General features: G+C 37.3%; 20 protein-coding genes. 5 read left to right on the forward strand and 15 right to left on the reverse strand.

Annotation, left to right across the window (positions count from 1 at the left end; translation table 11 throughout):
- The first annotated feature begins 243 nt into the window (after positions 1-243).
- Entirely contained in the window at positions 244-3,579 is a 3,336-nt protein-coding gene (mfd, locus tag B3P23_RS17895) for a transcription-repair coupling factor (protein ID WP_293928511.1), read from the forward strand.
- Positions 3,580-3,658: 79 nt separating this feature from the next.
- Here the strand turns inward: mfd and galK are convergent, their stop codons facing one another.
- From galK to B3P23_RS17920, 5 genes are all read right to left on the reverse strand, one after another.
- A complete protein-coding gene (galK, locus tag B3P23_RS17900) occupies positions 3,659-4,810 on the reverse strand; it encodes a galactokinase (protein ID WP_248754978.1) in 1,152 nt (383 codons plus the stop codon).
- A gap of 3 nt (positions 4,811-4,813) precedes the next feature.
- Positions 4,814-5,863 carry a UDP-glucose--hexose-1-phosphate uridylyltransferase gene (locus B3P23_RS17905; protein ID WP_084405267.1) on the reverse strand — a complete coding sequence of 350 codons (1,050 nt, stop codon included), beginning with the start codon at positions 5,861-5,863 and terminating at the stop codon, positions 4,814-4,816.
- Positions 5,864-6,048: 185 nt separating this feature from the next.
- Positions 6,049-7,323 carry a metallophosphoesterase gene (locus tag B3P23_RS17910; RefSeq protein WP_414713157.1) on the reverse strand — a complete coding sequence of 425 codons (1,275 nt, stop codon included), beginning with the start codon at positions 7,321-7,323 and terminating at the stop codon, positions 6,049-6,051.
- A gap of 19 nt (positions 7,324-7,342) precedes the next feature.
- The gene (gene hemH / locus B3P23_RS17915) at positions 7,343-8,371 is read right to left on the reverse strand and encodes a ferrochelatase (RefSeq protein WP_045754469.1); all 1,029 of its coding nucleotides are present in this window, start codon (positions 8,369-8,371) and stop codon (positions 7,343-7,345) included.
- A 92-nt stretch (positions 8,372-8,463) separates the two neighbouring features.
- Complete coding sequence (locus B3P23_RS17920) at positions 8,464-9,312, reverse strand: 4-hydroxy-3-methylbut-2-enyl diphosphate reductase (RefSeq protein ID WP_045754468.1); 849 nt, start codon at positions 9,310-9,312, stop codon at positions 8,464-8,466.
- A 148-nt stretch (positions 9,313-9,460) separates the two neighbouring features.
- Here B3P23_RS17920 and B3P23_RS17925 point away from each other — a divergent pair, with 148 nt between their 5' ends.
- On the forward strand, positions 9,461-9,880 hold the full coding sequence (locus B3P23_RS17925) for a nucleoside-diphosphate kinase (protein ID WP_045754467.1): 420 nt from the start codon (positions 9,461-9,463) through the stop codon (positions 9,878-9,880).
- Between the two features lie 59 nt (positions 9,881-9,939).
- On the opposite strand, the gene B3P23_RS17930 is transcribed toward B3P23_RS17925, so the two are convergent.
- The 3 genes from B3P23_RS17930 to ruvX form a co-directional block, all read right to left on the reverse strand.
- Entirely contained in the window at positions 9,940-10,617 is a 678-nt protein-coding gene (locus B3P23_RS17930; RefSeq protein WP_248754980.1) for a DUF2490 domain-containing protein, read from the reverse strand.
- Positions 10,618-10,682: 65 nt separating this feature from the next.
- Positions 10,683-11,117 (reverse strand): rRNA maturation RNase YbeY, encoded by a 435-nt coding sequence (gene ybeY, locus B3P23_RS17935; protein ID WP_045754466.1) that lies wholly within the window; start codon positions 11,115-11,117, stop codon positions 10,683-10,685.
- 1 nt (position 11,118) lies between these two features.
- Positions 11,119-11,532 (reverse strand): Holliday junction resolvase RuvX, encoded by a 414-nt coding sequence (gene ruvX, locus B3P23_RS17940; RefSeq protein ID WP_045754465.1) that lies wholly within the window; start codon positions 11,530-11,532, stop codon positions 11,119-11,121.
- A 110-nt stretch (positions 11,533-11,642) separates the two neighbouring features.
- Between ruvX and def the strand changes: the two genes are divergently transcribed.
- Entirely contained in the window at positions 11,643-12,869 is a 1,227-nt protein-coding gene (gene def / locus B3P23_RS17945; protein WP_248754981.1) for a peptide deformylase, read from the forward strand.
- A gap of 691 nt (positions 12,870-13,560) precedes the next feature.
- On the opposite strand, the gene B3P23_RS17950 is transcribed toward def, so the two are convergent.
- The 5 genes from B3P23_RS17950 to B3P23_RS17970 all read right to left on the reverse strand — a co-directional run bounded on the left by B3P23_RS17950 (position 13,561) and on the right by B3P23_RS17970 (position 19,939).
- Positions 13,561-14,598, reverse strand: a complete 1,038-nt coding sequence (locus B3P23_RS17950; protein WP_293928520.1) for a glutaminyl-peptide cyclotransferase — start codon at positions 14,596-14,598, stop codon at positions 13,561-13,563.
- A 13-nt stretch (positions 14,599-14,611) separates the two neighbouring features.
- On the reverse strand, positions 14,612-14,974 hold the full coding sequence (locus B3P23_RS17955; protein WP_045754464.1) for a YraN family protein: 363 nt from the start codon (positions 14,972-14,974) through the stop codon (positions 14,612-14,614).
- Between the two features lie 3 nt (positions 14,975-14,977).
- A complete protein-coding gene (gene dnaG, locus B3P23_RS17960) occupies positions 14,978-16,972 on the reverse strand; it encodes a DNA primase (RefSeq protein WP_045754463.1) in 1,995 nt (664 codons plus the stop codon).
- Positions 16,973-17,352: 380 nt separating this feature from the next.
- Positions 17,353-17,673 (reverse strand): hypothetical protein, encoded by a 321-nt coding sequence (locus B3P23_RS17965; RefSeq protein ID WP_045754462.1) that lies wholly within the window; start codon positions 17,671-17,673, stop codon positions 17,353-17,355.
- A 154-nt stretch (positions 17,674-17,827) separates the two neighbouring features.
- Positions 17,828-19,939: a M3 family metallopeptidase gene (locus B3P23_RS17970; protein WP_293928524.1), complete on the reverse strand. Its 2,112-nt coding sequence runs from the start codon at positions 19,937-19,939 to the stop codon at positions 17,828-17,830.
- Between the two features lie 175 nt (positions 19,940-20,114).
- Here B3P23_RS17970 and B3P23_RS17975 point away from each other — a divergent pair, with 175 nt between their 5' ends.
- Positions 20,115-21,215: a DUF4407 domain-containing protein gene (locus B3P23_RS17975; RefSeq protein ID WP_045752612.1), complete on the forward strand. Its 1,101-nt coding sequence runs from the start codon at positions 20,115-20,117 to the stop codon at positions 21,213-21,215.
- Here the strand turns inward: B3P23_RS17975 and B3P23_RS17980 are convergent.
- Together B3P23_RS17980 and B3P23_RS17985 are read right to left on the reverse strand one after the other, a co-directional pair.
- Positions 21,212-22,486 (reverse strand): DNA recombination protein RmuC, encoded by a 1,275-nt coding sequence (locus B3P23_RS17980; RefSeq protein WP_248754985.1) that lies wholly within the window; start codon positions 22,484-22,486, stop codon positions 21,212-21,214. The two genes, B3P23_RS17975 and B3P23_RS17980, sit on opposite strands and share 4 nt — an antisense overlap.
- A gap of 107 nt (positions 22,487-22,593) precedes the next feature.
- Entirely contained in the window at positions 22,594-23,778 is a 1,185-nt protein-coding gene (locus B3P23_RS17985; protein WP_293928527.1) for a formimidoylglutamase, read from the reverse strand.
- A gap of 108 nt (positions 23,779-23,886) precedes the next feature.
- On the opposite strand from B3P23_RS17985, the gene B3P23_RS17990 reads away from it, so the two are divergent.
- A complete protein-coding gene (locus B3P23_RS17990) occupies positions 23,887-24,858 on the forward strand; it encodes an NAD-dependent epimerase/dehydratase family protein (RefSeq protein ID WP_248754987.1) in 972 nt (323 codons plus the stop codon).
- Positions 24,859-24,881 lie beyond the last annotated feature (23 nt).

The following is a 24,881-nucleotide window of genomic DNA, read 5'->3' on the forward strand; positions in this document are numbered from 1 at the left end:
ACTATCAAAACATCAAACATCCGGGATCACCTCAAATTGAGAAAAGCTCGATCCCAGATCTCCATTAAGTTATAGAATATGACATAATTTGATTCAAAAATAGCACAGCACTAGAAGCCAAAATTTGATACATCGAGCTCGTTTACTTGATTTATTTTTCAGATTCGCAGCATATAGCAGCAGCTAATTTTGTAAGAAGCCATCATTTTAAGTAAATTCGCAATATTCCAAATTAGTGAACGCGTGGGAATTAAAGAAATTATAGAAAAATACGGTCAAAGTGAGCTAACACAAACTTTGACTAAAGCGATACAAGCTAAAAATCCAAAAGTCCAGTTAAAAGGTCTTATCGGTTCATCAGATGCCGTTGTGGCGGTGGCGAGTTATACCTTACAAGAACGTCCCTATCTTTTTATCCTTCCGACACATGAAGATGCCTCCTATTTCTTAAGCGACCTCGAAAGTATCTTGGATAAACAAGTTTTGTTTTTTCCGGCTTCTTACCGTAAACCATTTGACTTCACACAACTCGATGCGACACACGTTCTGCAACGTGCAGAAACATTAAATGTATTAAATCATGCTTCTGAGCTTCCAAAAATGGTGGTTACCTATCCCGAAGCAATAGCTGAGAAAGTCATTAACAGAAGTGATCTGGAGAAAAACACCTTAGAAATAACTGAAAAATCAAAACTCAGTATCGATTTTATTAATGAATTTCTATTTGAATATGATTTCGATCGCGTAGATTTTGTTTACGAACCCGGGCAATACGCCATCAGAGGTGGAATTGTAGACATCTTCTCCTTTTCCAATGATCTTCCTTATCGTATTGAATTCTTTGGAGATGACATCGAAAGTATCAGAACATTTGAAATTGAATCCCAATTGTCGGTAGCAAAAATCCATAAAGTTACCATAGTTCCAAATGTGCAGGCTAAATTTCTTTCGGCACAAAATATATCCCTATTAGAGTATATTGACAAAGATGCAGTGATCTGGGTAAAGGATGTCCAATTTACATTGGATACCATAAAAGATGGGAATAAAAAGGCAACTGAATTTTGGAAGGCTTTGTCTGAGAAAGAGAAGAAAGATAATTCAGAGTGGATAAATCCAGCATATGGATTCTCGGACGAAAAAAACTTCAATGCCTTGCTCTTTGATTTTCCAATTGTAGAGTTCGGAAAACAGTTCTTTTATAAGCCCGATACAACGATCAAATTTGATATCCATCCGCAGCCCTCGTTCAATAAAGATTTCAATCTACTGATCCATAATTTCAAAGAAAACGAAAAAAATAAAATTGAAAATTTAATTTTTTCTGATTCCCCGAAACAGATCGAAAGAATCTATAAAATTTTAGAAGACCTGGACAAAATGGTTTCTTTCATCCCTATTCATAAAGGATTTCGCGAAGGATTTAGAGACGACAATGTCAAATTAGCCTGTTATACCGACCATCAAGTTTTTGATCGGTATTATAAGTATAAACGTAAAAAAGGCTACGAAAAAAGCCAAGCAATCACCTTAAAAGATTTACGCGATCTCAAACCAGGGGACTACATCACCCACATTGATCATGGTGTCGGCAAATATGCCGGTCTAGAAAAAGTCGAAGTCAACGGAAAATCTCAAGAGATGATTCGGTTGAGCTATGCCGACAATGACCTGCTATATGTCAATATCAACTCATTAAATCGGATTTCCAAATATTCAGGAAAAGAAGGTTCGATTCCGAAAATGAATAAACTGGGAACAGATGTATGGGATAAACTTAAGAAAACAACAAAAAAGAAAGTCAAAGATATCGCCCGCGACTTGATCATGCTCTATGCAAAGCGTAAAGCACAAACAGGGACTGCCTTTAGCCCCGACAGTTATCTTCAAAATGAGCTAGAAGCTTCCTTTATCTATGAAGATACACCAGATCAAGAAAAAGCGACCGCAGATGTCAAGCGCGATATGGAGTCGCCACATCCGATGGATCGACTCGTCTGTGGTGATGTTGGTTTCGGAAAAACAGAAATTGCTATCCGTGCAGCATTTAAAGCTGTTGCAGACAGCAAGCAAGTTGCGGTTCTGGTACCCACCACGATTCTTGCTCATCAACATTTCCGGACTTTTACCGAACGTCTTAAGGATCTTCCTTGCACCATCGATTATATCAATAGATTCAAAACAGCAAAACAAATTAAAGAAACCTTAGCCAAATTAGCCGAAGGCAAAATTGATATCATCATCGGCACCCACAGATTGGTAAGTAAAGATGTCAAATTCAAAGATTTGGGATTAATGATTATCGATGAAGAACAAAAATTTGGTGTTTCGGTAAAAGAGAAATTAAAACTATTGCGTGCCAATGTAGATTCTTTGACATTAACGGCAACGCCTATACCCCGTACTTTACACTTCTCCCTAATGGGAGCCCGAGATCTAAGTTTAATCAATACACCGCCGCCCAATCGTCAACCTGTACAAACAGAATTACATGTGTTCAATGAAACATTGATACAAGAAGCAGTATCCTTTGAACTCGAACGTGGCGGGCAAGTATTCTTCATCCATAACCGTGTAGCCGATCTTAAACAGCTCGGCGCTATGATCCAAAAATTAGTGCCCAATGCTCGTGTCGGCATCGCACATGGGCAACTTGAAGGTGATGATCTGGAAGATGTCATGTTGAAATTTATCAATCATGATTTTGATGTTTTGGTTGCCACGACCATCATTGAAGCAGGATTAGATATTCCAAATGCAAACACCATCATCATCAACCATGCGCACATGTTTGGTTTGAGTGACCTCCACCAAATGCGTGGACGTGTGGGGCGCTCGAATAAAAAATCATTCTGTTATCTATTAAGTCCACCTTTATCAACGTTAACTTCCGAAGCGTATAAACGCCTGTCTGCTATTGAAGAATTCTCCGAGCTTGGGGCAGGATTTAATGTTGCTATGCGAGATTTGGATATCCGTGGGTCTGGTAATTTATTAGGCGGAGAGCAGTCAGGTTTTATAGCCGAAATTGGTTTTGAAATGTATCATAAAATTCTTGATGAAGCGATCCAAGAATTAAAAGAAGATGAATTCTCAGAAGTATTTGCTGATGATAAAGACCATAAATATGTTTCATTCACACAGATCGACACCGATATGGAAGTATTGATTCCTGATGAATATGTAACGAATATCAGTGAACGCTATAATCTGTACACTGAAATATCGAAACTTGACAATGAAGATCAATTGACTGATTTTGCAGTATCGCTCGAAGATCGATTTGGTCCGATACCACATGAAGTTTTTGAATTATTTAATACTTTACGCTTACAGTGGTTTGGAAAACAGATTGGATTTGAGAAGATATCTTATAAGAAAAATACGCTTAAAGGTTATTTTGTCAATAATCCAAAGTCAGCTTATTTCGAATCCGACCAATTTGGAAAAGTGTTGGCATTTGTCCAGCAACATCCCGAAATCAGTAATCTAAAAGAAATCAAAAAACAATTGCGATTGGCATTGAGTAATGTCAATAGCATCAGCTACGCGTTAAAACTTTTAAAAGAAATGGTTTAGCATATAAATCAGCAACATGTTTATCATAAAAAAGGTTTCTATTTTAATCATAGAAACCTTTTTTTATTCGAAGTAGATTTTACAAAACCGATGTACCATCATCTGTCTTCACCTGAATAACAGTCAATTCTTTACCAAATTTTGAGAAATATTGCGGCGATACTTGAGCAATAAATTGCGCAACAAAATCATCTTTTACTATATTAATCGTACATCCACCAAAACCACCTCCCATTTGTCGAGCTCCTAATACCTCAGCAAATTGTTTAGTAAAATCTACCAGATAATCTGATTCATCACAACTGACTTCATATTCTTGACTCAATCCATGGTGTGAGGCTAATAAATTTTGACCCAATGCGATCAGATTTCCAGCCTTCAAATGTTCACAAGCCTCATGTACACGCTCACTTTCTTCGACCACAAATCTTGTTTTTGTATAGACCTCGGCATCTTTACCTTTGACCATTTCATCCAACATAGCCACTGAAACATCACGCATATTGACAACATCTGGATATTTTTCCTTAATCCAATCAATTGCTTTTTTACATTGCTCCACACGTTTATTATAAGCGGTATCACCCAATGCGTGCTTCACATTTGTATTCAACAAAATAATGGTATAACCATCTAAAATTAGAGGAACATATTCATACGCTAAAGAACGACAATCTAGTTTCAGAACATGGTCTTTCTTCCCAAAAGTAGAAGCAAATTGATCCATGATACCACATTTAACACCAGCATAAGTATGCTCCGCCAATTGACCGATCTTAGGTATTTCCAAACGTTCTATATGCAATTCAAAAAGTTCACTTAAGGCCAATGTTGTCGCACACTCAACAGCTGCAGAAGAAGATAATCCTGCTCCCAAAGGTACATCACCATCAATATAAAGATTAAATCCCCCAACGTTCAGCCCCCTCTTCTGGATTTGATCCACCACTCCCAGAATATAATTTGGCCATTGTAGATCTGAAGGAGCAATGCGATTTAATTCAACTTCATATGTAGCCTTATAATCTTCAGCATACAAAGAAATCAAATCATCGTTCCTTTTCGAAACAGCAATATAAACAGCTTTATCAATAGCTGCCGGCAATACAAAACCATCATTATAATCGGTATGTTCACCAATAATATTAATTCTGCCCGGGGAGCGTACAATAATAGGTTCTTCTTGAAAAATAGATTTAAATTTATTTTGTATGGATTCTTTTGTGATCATTTTTTATACGTTTTTATAATGGGTCGTAGAACAGTTTCTTAGTTGTTGAGCAGCAAATTCAGGAGTAATATCACGTTGCGGATTTGCAAGCATTTCGTAGCCTACCATAAATTTTTTAACAGTAGCTGATCGTAATAAGGGTGGGTAAAAATGCATATGCCAGTGCCATTCTGGAAAGTCACCACTATTTACCGGCGCTTGGTGCATACCCGCCGAATACGGAAAAGATGTGTTAAAAAGATTATCATAACGGGTAGTCAACAACTTCAAAATTGCCGCCAGATCTTCTTTTTCCTTTTCCGAAAAAGCGACGATATTCTGTATCGCTCTTTTACTCACAATCATTGTTTCATATGGCCAAGAAGCCCAAAAAGGAACCAACGCTACAAAAGAGTCATTCTCTTCAATAATACGTTCTTGCTTTTTTAATTCAGCCTCCACATACGCACTTAACATCGTTTTACCATGCTGATCAAAATATTTTTTTTGATTTTTAGACTCTTTCTGAAGCTCCACGGGAACATGATTTTGCGACCATATCTGACCATGCGGATGCGGATTACTACAGCCCATTATGGAACCTTTATTTTCAAATATTTGAATATATTTTATCCAATCATATTTTGCCAAATTAACAAATTCCGCTTGCCAAACATCTACAACAGCTTTAATCGCAGGTACCGACATTTCAGGAAGCGTCAGATCATGCCGCGGTGAAAAGGCAATAACCTTACAAATACCTTTTTCAGATTCAGCAATAAAAAGTTCTTCTTCATTGATATCTGCCGTAGGTGTATCCTTTAAAAGAGCCGAAAAGTCGTTTACAAAAACAAAACTTTCCTTATAATCGGGATTAACATCGCCATCTGCCCTTTCGTTTGTTGGGCACAAATAGCACTTTGAATCATATGCTGGTCTTTGCTCTTGATTGTCATCTTCAACTTGTCCTTGCCAAGGTCTTTTACTTCGATGTGGAGATACGAGAACGCGTTCACCGGTCAGTATATTCAACCGAGTATGGGGATCCGAATTAATTTCGAATGTTTGCTGCATGGTCTTATTTCTTTTTCATAATTTAATCCTTAAAGATAGTAATTACGCTGTTAAACAGAATGGGAATATAAAAAAATAAGCACTCGATGGAGTGCTTATTTTTTTATACTGAATAGGATTGTCGCATATAAAGTCAAATAATCATACTCGTTTATTGCTCGTAGAATACCAATATACAATTCTATTTATACAAGACCTTTAGGATCATTTCCTTTAACGAGTTCAAAAATAGTGATTTCAGGCAAGATACCGACACGGCCCGGATATCCTAAAAACCCATAGCCCACATTCACATAAAGTTGTTTATTTTCTTTCTCTTTGTACAACCCCGCCCACTCTTTATATACATATTTAGCTGGGCTCCATTGTACATTTTTAAAACGGACACCAAACTGCATACCGTGCGTATGTCCAGCAAACATAACATCTACATCAGTATCGAGTACCTGAGCACGCCAATGTGAAGGATCATGGGAAAGAAGTAATTTAACTGCTTGCTCTTCAGTCCCTAATAAGGCTTTTTTCAAATCTCCATGCTTAGGAAATCTTCCCGTACCCCAATTCTCAACGCCGATAATCGCTAATTCCTCATGATTAACTTTTAAGATCCGATTTTCATCATTCAAAAGATCCCAACCCATTACTTTATGGGTCTGTATCAAATCTTGAAGATTCTTTCTCTTAGCGGCTGAATCTTCTTTCCCAAAATAGTAATCGCCATAATCATGATTTCCTAAAGTAGAAAATACACCTAGATCAGCCTTTACGCGTGAGAAAATATCCTGATAATCCCGCATCTCCGAAGCAACATTATTGACCAAATCACCGGTAAAGAAAATAGTATCCGGTTTTTCATTCAATAATAAATCAACTCCGCCATTAACGGCTTTTCTATTGTAAAATGAACCCGAATGCACATCTGAAATTTGACCGATCGTCATACCATGAAATGCTGCCGGTAAATTTGGTAAGTATAATTTTTGACGACGAACCCGATAATCATAAGCTCCAGAAATAATTCCCCAGCTTAAAGGTACTAATGGTGAAGCACCAACAAGAATTCCTGCTTTTGTTAAAAAATCCGAACGTGTTATCCCTTTCACAGGCTCTTCTGCTATTGGCATTTCCAATACATTAACCGCCTGTTTAACCGTTTTTTTGGGAGTAACCAATCTCGTCAACCACAATCCCCCTCTTCTTATGTCATCTAAAATAAGTACAAAGAAAAAGAAAAACTTAGAGGCTGCTGTCAGAAAAAATGCAACTAAAAAGATCGATCTTACCGTCAACGGTATATTAAACTTAAAGGATATTATAACTCCCAAAGACAATAGAATTGAATAGCTCCACCAAAGTATTGCAAAAGTTTTAGTTTTTGCAAATTTGATTTTAGTAGCCTTCAATGCAAAAAAGATATAAAAATCTAATATTAGAAGTACAAATACATTAATTATTAACATCATTGTTTATGAATTTATATTAAGCATCCAAAGCGATACGCTTTAATGCTGCAATCCATTTAGGGTCACCGTTTAGACTTTCAACAAGTTGAACCTCCTCGCCTCCTAAATGTTTAAATTCATTAGCATATTCCACGCCAATCTCGTCAATCGTTTCGATACAATCCGCAACAAACGCTGGACTAAACACTAAAAGCTTTTTCTTGCCCTGCTCCGCTAAATTCTCTAATAATGTAGATGTATAAGGCTGAATCCAAGGTTCTTTCCCTAATCTTGATTGAAAACAGATGCTATATTGATCCTTTTGCAAACCCAGTTCCTGAGCGATCGCACGTGTAGTAGCATGACATTGTGACAAATAGCAAAAAGAATTGACCGTATTTTTACAAGAATCACAACCATCTTCCGGACAAACTAACTGCTTAGTCGGATCTACTTTACCCAATTGACGCACAGGAAGCCCATGATAACTGAAGACTATGTGATCAAAACGAGCAATATCATGCTGCCTAGCGTGATCCGCGAAGGTCTCAATCATCAATGGCTCTTGACAATAGCTGCTGACAAAACTCATACTTGGCAAATAATTCCATTTACGAATCAATTCCATCACACGGTCGATAACCGACCCACTAGTTGCCGAAGCATACTGTGGAAACAAGGGAATAACACGTATAGAATCTAACATCATACCCTCCAGGTTCTTCAACGCATTTTCAATAGAAGGATTCTGATAACGCATCGCGAGCTCAACATGATATTCATCCCCCAATGATTCTTGCAATAAATCACGTTGGATGACACTGTAATGCATCAACGGAGAACCGGTTTGCTCATCCCAGATCGTTTTGTATATCTTGGCTGACTTTGGCGCACGCGTCGGAGCGATAATTCCTTTGACTAAAAGAGTCCTATTGATATAAGGAATATCAATAACTCTTCCATCCATTAAAAATTCCGTTAAATATTTTCTAACATCTGATGTTGCAGGACTATCTGGAGTCCCCAGCTGAACTAATAAAATTCCTTTGGTAGCTTTCTTACTCATTAGAAACAAAAGTAAGCAAATTACATGGTAGATAGGGCTATCTAGGACAAAATGAAATATTTATGACTTGAGATTTACAAGGATTTACAAGGTTATACTGCTTCCAAAAAAGATTTGACTTCTTGCATCAGCCACATCGGTGTAGATGTGGCCCCACATATACCCACACGATCATTTTCTTGAAATACTTGAATGTCAATTTCTCCTACTTCCGAAACAAAATAAGTATTGGAATTTTCTTTAAGACATACTTCAAAAAGCACTTTACCATTGGACGATTTTTTGCCCGAGACAAAAATAATCTTATCGTATTTTTTAGCGAAATGTACCAGATCCTCATACCGATTAGATACTTGACGACAAATGGTATCATTGGCTTTCACTTCATACCCTCTCTTGATCAATTCATCTTTGATCTGATAAAATTTATCAACACTCTTGGTGGTCTGGCTATAAAGTGTAAAGGAAGCGGGCAAGTCTGCATCGTCCAATTCTGCAATATCTTGAAAAACCAAAGCTTCATTGTTCGTCTGTCCTTGCAGCCCAACTACTTCGGCATGGCCATGCTTTCCAAAAATCAAAATCTTCTCTTCCTGATCAAAAGAAGTTTTAATTCTATTTTGCAATTTGAGCACTACAGGACAAGATGCATCGATGAGGGTTATGTTATTTTCCAATGCGATCTTATATGTCTCAGGAGCCTCCCCATGTGCGCGAATAAGTACTTTCTCGTGCTGTAAGGTCGGCAATACATCATGGCCAATGATGCGTAATCCCTTCGCCTTAAGTCGGGCAACCTCCTCGTCATTATGGACAATATCACCCAGACAGTATAAATAACCATCTTCCTCCAGAATTTCCTCGGCCATATCTATCGCGTAGACAACACCAAAACAAAATCCCGAATCTTTATCAATATCAACTGTTAGATTTAATGCCATAATAATACAAAGTTACGCATTTCCTGATACTCCAAGAAAATACTTTTACCAAAGAAAATCAACAAGAATTGATCCATAATAATAATATAACACGCTAATCTTTCAGTTATTGGTGAAAATCATTACTTTTGCAAAAAAAATAACATTAATGGCAACTAACAGAACTTTTACGATGATCAAACCAGATGCAGTTGCAAATGGTCATATCGGCGCAATTTTGAATGATATTATTGCAGGTGGTTTCAAAATCGTAGCAATGAAATATATTCAATTGTCTACAGAAACAGCTGGTGCATTTTATGCAGTACACAAAGAGCGTCCTTTCTATGGAGAATTAGTAAACTTTATGACTTCTGGTCCTATCGTTGCTGCAATCTTAGAGAAAGACAATGCTGTTGAAGACTTCCGTACATTGATCGGTGCTACTAACCCAGCTGATGCTGCAGAAGGTACAATCCGTAACAAATATGCAAAATCTATCGATGCAAATGCAGTTCATGGATCTGATTCAGATGAGAATGCACAGATCGAAGGTGCTTTCTTCTTTTCACAATTTGAAAGATTTTAGTCCAGCACTATTCATAAAAAAGGCTTTCAATATCATGTTGAAAGCCTTTTTTTATGAACCTAGTTGATCTGATGATGCAACGATAATAAAATATGATTCGTCCCTTTGGAGGATCCCACATGCTGTCTCATATAGCCTAACTGCATACCTAAATTATTTCTTATTTTATAACCAGCACCAACATACAAGCGATTCCTATCAAATGTTTTTATATGGTCATCCTGAAAAAGATTGATAAAAACTTCATTATAAAAGGAAGCGTAAATCGTATTTTCTTGCATTTTCAGCGTTGTTAAAGGTAAGTCAGCAAAAAAGACATACCTTCCTCTGCCACGAAAATCCTGGTCTTCAATAAATCTTTCCTCCAACCTGAGTCGATGTCTCAACATGAACCTTCCAGCAGTTTGTTTAGCCAAGGCCTCTTGATAGATTCTATTTTCTCGAAACGGATTATTGGGTTCGCCTCTTGATTCCGAATGAATATAACCATAACCATTTGTGATGCTCAACCAAGGTAATACTTCGTATTGAAGCCCCAGCCTGAATAAAGTTTGATTATGATCTCCAAAAACTTGATGGTCCCGTAACTGCAATTCATGATGAATTGAAAATTTTGATTTATTGATTTTAGTATTTCCAAAATAAATAAACCAACCTTGTGGTGCTTGTTGACTATAAGCCGTAGTACAGAAGAAGCTAATAAGAAATAATAAGATGGAAGTTAAGTAGATATTCATTATTCTAAAATAAAAATATGGATTAGAATAATGAATATTTTCATGTAACAATATCCTATTGTTTTTTAAAAATCCCTTTTCGCTAGATATTCATTCTCTTTGGAAGTCATGAGCGTTTTGTCCTCAGGTTTTTTATCATAGTACCCGCATAAATGTAACACGCCGTGCATAATCACCCGATGCAATTCATCCCTACTATCTACCTTAAATTTATCGGCATTTTCAGCAATACGTTCCACACTGATAAATATATCGCCTGCGATCACCTCTTCCTCTTCCGAAGAATCAAAGGTAACCACATCAGTAAAAGTGTCATGATTCAGATACTGCTTATTGATTTCTAATAGATAAGCATCGGAGCATAAAATAAAGCTTAACTCACCCACACGTTTAAATCCCTCAGCTTTGATCGTATCCATTATCCACTGTCGGATTTTTGCCTTTTCCTTTAATTTAAAATCAATATCCTCTGTAAAGAACAGGATGTCTTTTAATGCCATATTAAAATGCTTTAGTTTCCATATATGTTTGCAAGATAAGGGTTGCTGAAATCGTATCTACCATACCTTTTTCTTGTCTTTTATTTTTTTTCTTGCCGCTTTGAGCAATCACTGCCGAAGCCATTTTTGAAGTAAATCGCTCATCCACCTCAACGATCTCAATCGTAGGATAAGTTTTCTTTAGCCGACGTACAAAACCTAAAACATGGATCGCAGATTCGGAATCCGTCCCATCCATTTGAAGCGGCTTGCCAACAACAAATGTTTCTATGCCCTCGATGCGAAGATAATCTTCTAAAAATTTCCAAACTTCGTCCGGATGCACCGTAGTCAATGCTGTTGCAATTATCTGCATGGGATCTGTTACCGCTATACCGATACGTTTTGTCCCATAATCAAAAGCCATTAATCTCATACTGACGCTCGTTTTGAATAATTTGACAAAAATACAACTTCTCTTGCAGTAAATACATTCCTGATTAATTAAAAAAATCTATAAATTTGCTAGACTTTAAATCAAATGGAATGAAATATACCCTATTCATTGGGCTTTTCTTAATTACTTCAAGTATCAAAGCAAATGCACAAGATTATCAAACACGTATTGTTCAAGATCGACAAGAGAAAGCAATAAGCTTATCCAAATCAAAATTTGGCCCACTGCCAGCAGATCAAGTCCAGTTTTTAGATTATTTTCCAGTTGACAAAGCTTATCGCGTTACTGCAGATGTCACATTATTATTGGGCGAAGAAACCTTCAAGATGCCCACATATGATGGTACCAGCAATCCTTATAAACGATATGCTATCTTAAATTTCACCTTGAATAATAAGCCCTATCAATTGACCGTTTATCAAAGTGCTGCACTATTTCAAAATCCTCAGTACAAAAACCATCTTTTCCTTCCATTTTTAGATTTAACAAATGGTCAAGAAAGCTATAGTGGTGGACGTTATATTGATTTAGCAACAACAGATATTATAGGAGGTAAAGCAACAATTGATTTTAATGCCGCATACAATCCCTATTGCGCATATAGTAACGGTTATCGTTGCCCTGTACCACCACAAGAAAACATTTTAGAGACCAAGATCATGGCTGGAGAAAAAGCATTTCATAAACAAAAAAACGAAAGACCTGTAGATATCCAGGCAGGACAAAATTTTAGTCAAGAAGATTTGGCGATCATCAATCAGGGTTCACAAACTGATCAATTAAGAGTATTACAAATTACAGATCAAAAAGATCTAAGCATATTGACCACAACGTCTTCTGACCTGAAATACAACGATCCATCCATACCAATTTTAGAAAAAAGAATGTTGATTACCGTTCAAGATCCGGCGCATGCAGGCGTTGGCATTGCTGCTCCTCAAGTAGGAATCAATAAAAACTTGATCGTGGTACAAAGATTTGATAAAGAAGGTGAACCATTTGAAAGTTATATCAACCCTAAAATTATCTGGAGATCAAAATTTACCAGAAAAGGAGTAGAAGGCTGCTTATCCATACCTGATCGCAGAGAGGAAGTATTAAGAAGCTACACCATTCGATTACAGCACATCAATAAAGATGGCAAAATAATAGAAGAAAATATTGAAGGGTTTACCGCTGTTATTTTTCAGCACGAAGTCGATCACCTATATGGCATCTTATACCCTGATCGTATTGAACAAGCTGAAAAAGAAGAATTCGAACCTTTAAGTGATAAAATGGAGTTTTATATAAAGCCAAACACGATACGTCCATAATTATAAAAGACCGTATCTGAGTCTATTCTCAAAACTTTTAATAATCTTTTGAGATTGCCAGCTATGTAAAATAAATTTATTCGTTTGAGTTTTTTTTCTTTAAGACTCATTGCTGGTATACAATTACCGATTTTTCCTCCATCAAGAATTAAGAAAAAAAGGAAATCTTATCCAAAAAAATCTATCCATAGCTTAGAATTCGCACCTCATCTATGGATAGATTGACGCTTCTAAAGCATGGCTAGAAAAAGTAGCTCATCTCTAAATCCCTGTCTCCAAAAAACAGTTTAAAAATGATGTAAAAACAGCTCGATTGAAGCCTTATTCATGTTGGAATAACATGAAGAACAACGGAATAAATGATTAACATCTGCTTGTTATTTTCTTGAGTTATCATAGAGCCTTAATACAGGGTTGCTATAGGGTTTCTATAGGTAAAGCACTAGAAAACCTCTATGATAACTGTATAATTTCTGTCTTATATCTTTAGGATAATAAAAGTTGGTATTAACTAGTCTACTATCAAATACCCTATACTTATGAAAGTGCAGTTCAGTCGTCAAACAAGGGCAAATATCAAGGCATAAAAAAAGAGCATAAAATTAGATTTTATGCTCTCTTTTTTATAGTGATGGTGCTTTCAAGCACCTGATTGAAACAGGTTGTCTTTAGGTTTAACCTGAAAGACTGCTTAACGCGCAATCATCTTAATTTCAAATAGTGTATTCCAAAGTTTTCCAGTCACAAATAAACGCTTTCCGACATGATCATAAGCAATACCGTTCAGCTCATTATCATACTGCGCATGTTGATAGATCCCAACTAAGTTGATTCGGCCTTCTACAACACCCGTTTCTGGGTTTATAATCGCGATAATATCCTTTTCATATACATTGGCATATACTTTACCATCAATATACTCCAGCTCATTTAACGCATTTACTTGACCATTTTCATCATATACATCAATAGAACTTAGTTCTTGTTGCGTATTAGCATCTAAAAAATAAAGCTTATTGGTACCGTCTGACTTGATCAATCGCTTTCCATCATAAGTGATTCCCCAGCCTTCTTTACTATTGGTATAAGGAAAAGTTTTCTCCAATTCAAAGGTTGATTTATTAAGAACGAAACCTTCCATATTCTGCCAGGTCAACATCACGATTTTATCTCCAACAATGGTCATTCCCTCTCCGAAATATTTTTCGGAATCAAAATCTTTTCGCTGCAGTACTTTACCCGTTTTCAGATCAACGCGTCTAATCGAAGTTTTTGTACCACCTCCACTACCAGTGGATTCATATAAAAATCCATTTTCGTATTGTAAACCTTGTGTAAAGGCTGTGGTGTCATGTGGAAATTTATTCACAACTTCAAAACTATATTCTTTCGGAGCTGGAGGCACGATGCTGATATAGGCACTAGCACTATCAATCTGTGTGCCCTGATAAACTTTTGCAGAAATACTGCGAGTACCTAAAGCCAGATGCTTACTATCTACCTGCACTGCTGCTGTATCTTTTCCAGAAGCAACAACTTGATTGTCTATGTAATAGACAACCGAATCCAGATCAGATGATGAAAATTTAAGTTGAAATTGAATCGGATCGCCTTGTTGGATGGATTTGCTTGCATCGGGCTGGGCAAACTCTAATTTACCAGACTTCTTCGTTTTACAAGCACTTAAGCTTAGGATTAAACCTAAAAGTATATATGGTGTTTTTTTCATATAAAATAACCTTTTATTCATTCCAGAACGCATCTTTGATATGTTCTAATTGTATATTTTCTTTATCTGTGATTAGAATCGAAATAATATCAAATCGAATCTCACCATTCACGTTATATTTCTTCAAATAATAATCAGCGGCTCTTGTCAGTTTACGCTTCTTATTCCAATCTACAAATTCAAATGGTTCTCCATATTCGATTTTACTGCGTGTCTTTACTTCTACAAAAACTAACGTATCCGAATCCTGGACAATCAAATCTACTTCTAAATTCTTACACCGCCAATTTCTTAACAAAATTTCACAACCTAGATCCTGCAGGAATTTTTCTGCATATGACTCTCCCAATTTTCCAAAATCAAGATGCTTTGCCATAGGTTACTTGACGACAATATTTCCAAGCAGTCCCCCTAACATCTTCTCTGCTTCCTTGAGTTTTTGGTATTTAAATATCAGCACTTCCACATTGGCATCATCTTTCTCCAATTTGAGTTCTTCGCGAATCTTGACCATCTCCCGTGAAATTTTACGTTTTTTGATCCGATAGATCGCAGTTACGACAAGTGTTTTTAGATGCTCATACTCTTGGGTGACGTAGATTTTACGTTTATCATCGTTCCAGTTCTCGCTTAAATTGTATTTTGATGCCACGCAATTAATAGCAAGTTCAGCAACTGCCGCATCGGGATTGGAATAAAACTGCTTTGCTTCTGGTATTTCAAACTTTTCGACCGCTTCTCGGTAAACATTTAAGATGTAAGCTGCCGCTTTATCTTCAAAGTTGACATCACTAATATTACTCAATAATACACCTGCCACCGGAATATCACCATCGCCTTCCCACGTCGCTAGATAATCCCCGTAATTGATGAGAATACGTATTATTTCACGCTCTTGAAGAATCTCCGAGGTAATCTGCTGTGTGGGCGTCTCAATCGCGAGGGCTGCCGCACCACCTCTTTCTTCTTCTGTCATGAAAAAATCAGCCGGTGGACCGTCCATCGGAGGAGCACCTACGCCCATAGATGCAGGAGTCTTCTTGCTGAAATCTTTATCCGCTTTTTTAGATTTGGAAATTCGGATCTTATTCAATTCAGAAAGCAAGATGCGCTCTTCGATATCCAACAGGTTACTACACTCCCGTATAAAAACTGAGACCTTTATTTCGTCAGGAATCAGGGCAATACTTTCTACCACATCTCGGATGACCTCTGCCCTTTTAATGGGATCATTATTGCTATCACGAAGTAAAATTCTTGTTTTAAAAAAGATAAAATCTTGCTGATTTTCTTTTATGTATGCTTTAAATGCAGAAGATCCGAAATTCTTCACATACGAATCGGGGTCATTCCCGTCAGGGAAAAGCAAAATCTTAACATTTAAGCCTTCTTCCAGCAACATATCGGTACCGCGCAGTGATGCTTTTATCCCTGCTTCATCACCGTCATATAATATGGTTACATTTTTAGTAAAACGCGCAATAAGCCGAATTTGGGCTGTTGTCAAAGATGTTCCTGATGATGACACTACATTTTCAACTCCAGCTTGATGCGTAGATATAACATCGGCATAGCCTTCTACCAAATAGCAATTATCCTCCTCCATGATGGCTTTTTTGGCAAAGTTGAGCCCATATAGCACATCAGATTTATGGTAGATATCGCTTTCCGGAGAATTGACATATTTAGGAACCTTTTTGTCGGTTTTTAACGTCCGGCCACCAAATCCAATTACTCTTCCTGTTAAATTATGAATCGGGAACATGACACGACCGCGAAATCGATCATACAGACTCTTGTCGTCGCGCTCGATCGCCAATCCGATCTCTTTGAGGTAATCGGGATGAAAACCGGCCTTCATGGCTGCATCTACAAATGCCGTCCAATTATCGGGAGAATATCCCAATTCAAATTTTTTGACGATATCCTCGCGGTATCCACGTTCCTTGAAGTAATGAAGTCCAATGACCTGTCCCATTTCCGTGGTCCACATTTGGTCCTTAAAAAACTTACTGGCCCAACCACTCAATACGTACAGGCTCTCTCTTTTATCCTGAGCAGCCAATTGTGCCGGTGAACGCTCGACTTCTTCAACTTCAATGCTGTACTTGTTAGCAAGATATTTGATGCCTTCTGGATAAGAGAATTTTTCCAGTTCCATCACAAACTTTAGCGCATCTCCCCCCACACCACAGCCAAAGCACTTATAAATTCCTTTAGATACAGATACGTGGAAAGAAGGTGTTTTCTCATGATGAAAAGGGCAGTTACCAATAAGGGATGTACCACGCTTCTTCAAGTCTACAAAATCTCCTACAACCTCCTCTATACGAGCAGCATCCAGCACTTTATCTATTATCTCTTGTTTGATCAATTTCGTATCCTTTTATAAACAGTAAATTTAATAAATATATAAGCAATTACAACATGAACTTCATCTGCCGTCAGACTTAGCCACCAACAGAAATTTAAAGATATCAACTGTCGATATGCATCATGTATTAAGAAATGTCCTGAGATATCCTGTCTTCAAGTTGGAATACTTTTACAGTAACGGTCATTTAAATAAAAAAAAGGAGAATTAATCATTCTCCCTTTTTTTATTCCATCCAAGATCTTAACTATTGGATGAATGAGAGTCCCAACCCTATGCTGGACCATGCAGTCAGCAAATCATGGAACTTTATTGGTGCCTGTAACACCTTTTAAAGAATAGAAGAAGAAAATGGAAAAGGATTACAGGACTTTTTATCTTTATTGAGACATCATCTGATAAATTTCGCTCATATATGTGGATTCAGATAACGCATCCGCAAAGTCATTCCATTCATTTTCGTTAAATACAAAAACAATTTCTGGACATGGAGTATCAATCAAAACCCGCATATCACCGTCAGGAAAACTAAAGTAATTACCTTTTACATTGCTTCTCATGGTGGCTGCGACAAAAGACTCAAACTGTAAATATCCTAAACTCAAGAGGAAAGAGTCTTGCCAAATATAAAATGTCTTACACTTCGTGCAATAACTGATATGGGATTTGCCTTTATGGCTAAGAACAACTGACTGACACATATGATTCGCTTAATATTAAAACATGATAACCTCTATATATATTTAGACTAATTATAAATAACAATCAAATGTAAAAATAAATTCTGAATCTGACGAATAAAAACAAAAAAAAGGAGCAAAATATTTTTGCTCCTTTTTTTGTTTTTATTGAATGTTAATTCAATCCTCTTTTTATTAATAAGTATTTTGGATCGGGATCAGCACCTCTAAATGTTTTATACATTTGTGCTGCATCTCCTGTCCCGCCCTTTTCTAAAATATTACGACGGAATGAATCTGCAGTTGGCTGATCATACAGTGATTTTTCTTTAAAGGCCGCAAAAGCATCGGAGTCCAATACCTCAGACCAGATATAAGCATAGTAACCCGCTGAATAACCTCCTGCAAAAATATGCTGGAAATAAGTGCTTCTATATCTTGGTATAATGGCATCGATTAAACCAATCTTCTTCATGGCTCCTTTTTCAAAATCATTGATATTACCCGTTATTGGCGAAGTCGCAGCATGGTAGTTCATATCCAATAAGGAAGCCGCTAAATATTCCACTGTTGCAAACCCTTGATCAAAAGTTCCCGCTTTTTCCATTTTCGCAATTAGAGAATCTGGAATTGCTTCTTTTGTTTTATAATGCTTTGCATACTCTTTTAATACTTGTGGATCTGCTGCCCAATTTTCCATCACCTGAGAAGGCAACTCTACAAAATCTCTTGACACGGAAGTACCGGCTAAGCTTCTGTATTTTACATTTGATAATAATCCATGTAAGGCATGTCCAAACTCGTGGAATAAGGTAGTTGCTTCGTCAAAAGTTAATAATGCCGGTTCATCACCTACAGGTTTTGTAAAATTACAAACGATCGAGATGACAGGAGCATTGCGTTTACCTTCAGTTTTACTCTGGCTACGGAATGATGTCATCCAGGCACCGCTTCTTTTAGATTCACGAGGAAAAAAATCAGCATATAAAAGACCTAGATGTGATCCATCTTTGTCTTTTACTTCGTAGACTTCCACATCCTTTTGATAAACAGGAACATTATTAAGAGCAACGAATGTCAAACCATATAGTTTGTTTGCTACAGCAAATGCGCCTTCTCTCACAGTAGGTAAACTAAAGTAAGGTTTGATCTCCTCTTCGTTTAAAGCGAATCTTTTCTGACGAATAATCTCGGTATAGTATCTCCAATCATATGGTGCAACTTCAAAATTTCCGCCTTCTTCTTTTATTTCCTTATCGATATCTGCGGCTTCACCTTTTGCTTTAGTGAGCGCAGGTGCCCACAATTTATTTAACAAGGCATATACATTAGCTGGATTTTGAGCCATCGATTCTTCTAACACGAATGCTGCATGAGATGGATAACCTAATAATTTTGCTTTGGATAATCTCAGGTTCGCCATCTTGCGCAAGATCTCCTTATTATCAGTGGCATCATCATGATTGCCTTGTGTTTGGTATGCTTCCCAGATCTGTTTTCTTAATTCTCTATTTTTAGCATATTGCAAGAATGGCATGATAGAAGGATTTTGTAGTGTAAAAACCCATTTTCCTTCTTTACCTTTTATTTTAGCCTCGTCGGCAGCAGCAGATTTCAAAGCCTCTGGTAATCCTTCCAATTGTGAAGCACTATCCACAACCAATTCGAATGCTTTTGATTCAGTCATCAAATTTTGTCCAAACTGTACGGTTAATGAGGATAATTCTGAATTGATTTTTTTCAATTTTTCTTTATCCGCATCTTTCAAATTTGCGCCTGAACGGACAAATGATTTATAGGTTTCTTCCAACAATTTATTGTCTTCAACATCTAATCCTAAAGTTGCTTTTTTAGACCAGACAGCCTTGACTCTATCAAATAATTTAGCATTTAAGGAGATTTCATCCTGATGCGCAGACAATACAGGAGCTAGCTCTTTAGCAATTGCCTTCAGGCTATCGTTACTATTGGCTGAGTTTAAATTAGAAAAAACCGAAGATACATTTGTCAACAGTTTACCCGCATTTTCTAACGCCAAAATGGTATTGTTAAAAGATGGATCTTCAGTATTATTAATAATTGTATCGATTTCTAAATTATGAACCTTAAGTGCTTCTTCAAAAGCTGGTTTGAAATGTTCGTCTTTAATTTTATCAAATGGAGGAACATTAAATGGAGTATCATAGGTCAATAATAGCGGATTGTCTGTCATTTGTTTCTTTTGTTCGCAACCAACAAAGGCTGTTGCCAAAATTAAAAAAAATGGCAAAAGTCGTTTTTTCTTCATTATTTATTTTTTTATTCTCGCAATAATTTGGGCAAAGTTACAAATATTTGATTAAGTAATACTTTTTAAAAAGATCAAAATAAGAATTGTATATTTATCACAATATTGTAATAACCAGAAAAGTAATGAAACAATTATTTATTTTTATTGTCCCTTTACCAATAAATCTTCTTTAATGAATCGTATCAATCATTTTTTCTTGTACTGTGCAGGTGTACATGAAGAGACCTTAAAAAAATATCCGCAAGAACACAATAAGTATGTCGCGATAGGTGCTACCATTTTCTTTACGGGTCTATTTGCTGCAATGTCGGGTGGATATGCCATGTATTTTGTTTTCAGCGGAACTTATCTGGATTGGTTATTAGCCATTGTTTTTGGAATCATCTGGGGATTGATGATTTTCAATATGGACCGCTATATTGTTCTGAGTATCAATAAATCAAAGACTGGAGGATTTCAATTCTTACAGGCTTTTCCTCGTATTCTTTTAGCTATATTAATCGGTATCGTGATCTCAAGACCACTGGAGCTGAAGATCTTTGATAAGGAAATTAGAGAAAATCTAAAAACAACTTACATCGCCAATGAACGTGCGAAAACGGATAGTTTGAATATCATTTTTAATAAAAAATATGCGTTTGAACTCAATCAATTGAAAGCATTGACGACTGAAAGGGATTCCTTAGATGCAAATATTAAAGCTGATCGTCAAAAACTCAACTATGAAATTTTTGGAAATAAAACCACGGAAACTTCGGGTGTGGTCGGATACGGTCCTTATGCTAAGCGTAAAGAACTGGAACTCGAAAGATCGAGCGTGTATCTAGATAGCTTAAGGAGTAAAGTTAGCGTCAAAGAAAGTGTTATCCGGGATAAACAAAAAGTAGAAGGAATTTTGAACCAGAAGGGACTTTCAAATGCCAGTTTGGACAGTGCTGTTAATTTAGCAGGTTTTGCTGACCGAAACTCGGCGCTAGGTAATCTTAAAATAAAGGCAAATGGCAAGGTAGACCAGGCGACAGAAAACGCGGTGAACTTTATCGGTTTACTTTTTATTTTCTTAGAATGTTTACCCGTATTTGTGAAGCTTCTTTCAGGAAGAGATGCTTATGATCGAGCGATCCGCAATCAACGTATTATTGATGAATATGAAGCAGATGCTTCCATCGATACGGAGAAAGCAGCGATCGATCATTTGAAAGATGCTGCTATTGATATTTCGATCAATAAAAGGCTTAAAAAAATGAATGAAGGCATAGAAGAGGAGGTTTAATCCTCTTCTTCTATTTCTTCGTCTAAATATTTGGAATCGATTTGCTTATTTGCTTTGGCTCCTAACTTTTTCAAATTCTCCACTCGTCTGATCACATTTCCGGCACCAAAAGATAATTTTTTAGAGGCATCTTCATGACTTTTGAGTGCGCGTTGCAATTGAAGTTGTACTTGATCCATGTCGGTAAGGAAACCGTGAAATTTATCGTATAGTGCTCCTGCTTCTTTAGCGATTTCAATCACATTACGAGTCTGACGCTCTTGCTTCCAGATACTAGCAATCGTGCGTAAAGTTGCCAACAGCGTCGAGGGACTGACGATCACGACTTTCCTGTCCCAAGCATCACTAAAAAGATCTGGTTTTTCAGATACCGACATACTCAATGCTGATTCTATAGGCATAAAAAGTAATACGAAGTCTGGAGATTCAATACCATATAGTTCATGATAATTTTTTGCCGACAGATCTTTAACATGATTTTCTACTGATAATATATGTTGTCTTGCAAAAGCAGCACGTTCGATATCATCTTCGGCATTTACCCATCGCTCATAGGCTACTAGAGAAACTTTTGAATCGACAATCAAATGTTTATTTTCAGGTAGATCAATAATGGCATCGGGTTGCAGACGTCTTCCGTCCATATCGGTAATGGATGCCTGCAGTCTAAACTCACGATCTTTTACTAATCCTGAACGTTCTAACACGCGCTCTAATATGACCTCTCCCCAATTCCCCTGTTTCTTCGCATCTCCTTTTAGCGCGCGTGTCAAATTGGTTGCTTCATCTTTGATCCGTAGACTTTGCTCCATCAATTGCTGGACAACACCTTTCAAAGAATTTCTTTCTGCGGCTTCCTGCGAATAGGTCTTATCTACTTTCTCTTCAAAAAGTTTGATTTTTTCCTTCAACGGATCCAAGATCAATCCTATCGACTTGGAGTTGGTTTCTGTAAAGCGAAGCGTTTTTTCTTCTAAAATCTTATTTGCTATGACCTGAAACTCGGCATTAAACTGACTCTTAATAGCTGCGATTTCAACTTTCTGCTCTTGAAATTTATCTTGTTGCGCTTCATAGAATGAACGTGTGCTTTCCAAAGATCGTTCAGCAATTAAAACATGCTCACGCTCTTTTTCCAATTCATCGCGCAACATCGCCCGCTCTTGCAATAAGCTCTGTTCGCGTTGCTGGGCTTTTGCCAGCTCTATGGCCATTGATTCCTTCTCCTGTCTCCACTGGCTATCATCTTGCTGTGAATCCTTCTTTTTCAAGGAAATTACAATTAGAACAACTAATAAAATGATAACGATTATAATATACACTGTTTCCATAAATTCGCTTAAATAAATAAAAAATGGTCCTTTTCAGACCATTGAGACTATTGTAGTTTTTGATGGGTTCGCCACCAAAGATCGGGCATTTCACCTGTGACAGCCATTTGGTAATCTTCATAACGACATGGCACGAGATGATAGCGTTCGTTTACAGATCGGGATCCAAAATAAGGAACTTGCATCCACCATCGATCTGATTTTTTACTTTTTACAAATACCAATTCATGGTCTTCATTTTCTAGGGTCGTCCTATAAATGATATAAGATGACTTTGGCAATAAGGGTGTATCTTGTTTACGGTTATAAAAGCCATCTATAAAACACCAGATCATTTGTGACACTAACATCGCTGTTTGTTGCATCGGATCATATGAGGGATTGAATTCATAAAACCCGATCGACGAACATTTGTCTGACATGCCTGCATAGCGCGCGATTTGACAAGCTTCATCTCCAAATAGGCCATTGGGCATCGCATTGGCATTGCCACATGCTTCGGATGCGCGAATAGCTCCAATATCAAAACTAACCATATCAGCGGCGCGTATCAACGGTTCGGACTGATCCATCCGACCTGCAATGGCTCCAACGCGTGTTGCATTGAAAAATAACTTATCATACATATTGAGCGACTCTTTGCTGACTAGATAAGTCTGGAAAGCGATATTACTCAAGTTGAACAGATAATCGGGCTCATGAAGAATAATGTGGTTTAGATACGATCTCGAATCTAAGGCTACATGTTCACTACTTTCCTGGTTGAGATCAAATCGGGCATCCACCACTGCAACTTCAACTTTTTGTCCCAGCTGTTGATATCCTAAATATTGTGCATAGGTCAGGTCTTGACCACCTCCAATAATAATTGGCAAAATATTTTCGCTCAACAATTCCTCTACCACAGCTCGCAATGCGGCATAGGTATCTGTCAACGTAGCCCCCGCTTTTATATTACCCAAGTCTACCGCATGAATCGCATAATCTCCTTGATAAAGCTGATAGAGGTGTTTGCGGATTGCGTCTGGAGACTTTGCACATCCTTGGTTATTTACTGATGCACGATCTTCCTCTACACCGATAATGGCCAATTGCGGTTTATCATCTTTATCCCACGTCGGAAATTGATCTTCATAAAAACGCAAAACATGACCGAGCTGCGAACGAAAGAAGCCTTCTTCTGGAAAGAGCTCTTGAGCAACAATGGGTGTAAAAAAAACGGATAACGACATATGATGAATTTGTATTGATGGTAATCAAAAGTTAAAACCTTGCCTTAGACAAATATCCATTTATTAACTTACTTTTGAAAACATTATTTTTAACGTTATCTTTATCATGTGATATTAATAACAGGAGGAACCGGATTCTTAGGGGCGACATTGATCAAGCAATTGATCGATTTGGGAATTGACGTAATAGCGACTAAACGCTCAACCTCTAGCATTCCACAACAGCTATTATCTTCGTCTTTAATCCAATGGATCGATGCCGACATATGTAACTATTTTGATTTGGAAGAAGCTTTTCCAAATATTACAGAGGTGTACCATTGCGCGGCTGTAGTATCGTATCAAAAGCAGGATGCTGCTTATATGAAAAAGGTGAATATTGAAGGTACTGCTCATATTGTTAATCTATGTTTGGAACATGGCGCCAGATTAGTTCACGTAAGTTCGGTCGCGGCATTGGGATCAAGCAAAAATCAGGCACCTGTCGATGAGAAGGATTATTGGGAATATGAACCTACGATGTCCAATTATGCTATTTCTAAATATGAAGGTGAGATGCAGGTGTGGAGAGGGATAGCAGAGGGGCTGGATGCTGTTATCGTCAATCCGTCTGTCATATTAGGAGCGGCGTCCGGAAGTAAGGGTTCTGGGGCTATCTTTTCGCTGATAAATAAAGGGCTAAAATATTATCCGACAGGTACTGTCGGGGTAGTGGATGTCGAGGATGTAGCGACTATTATGCGTCATTTAATGGCTGATAAGAATCTTTCGGGTGAACGATTTGTGATTAACAATGTGAACTTAAGCAATAAGGCATTACTGGATAGGGCAAGTGTGCTTATGGGAAAAACACCTCCTAAAATAGCGGTACCTCCAGTTGTACTTACTATTGCGGCTACTCTTGCAACACTGGTAGCGTCTATAAAAAATGAAAAATCGACGCTGACTAAAGACAGCGCAAGGGCTTCGAGTGAAAAGCTAGCTTATTCTGCGGCTAAATTGCAGCAGGTATTGCCTTTTACATACAAGCCTTTGGATATAACTTTAAAAGAAATCGCGACACGTTATAGTCAACAATAAACAATCTAAACCCTAAACAAACT

The organism is Sphingobacterium sp. UBA6320, assembly GCF_002440335.1.
Lineage (GTDB): Bacteria > Bacteroidota > Bacteroidia > Sphingobacteriales > Sphingobacteriaceae > Sphingobacterium.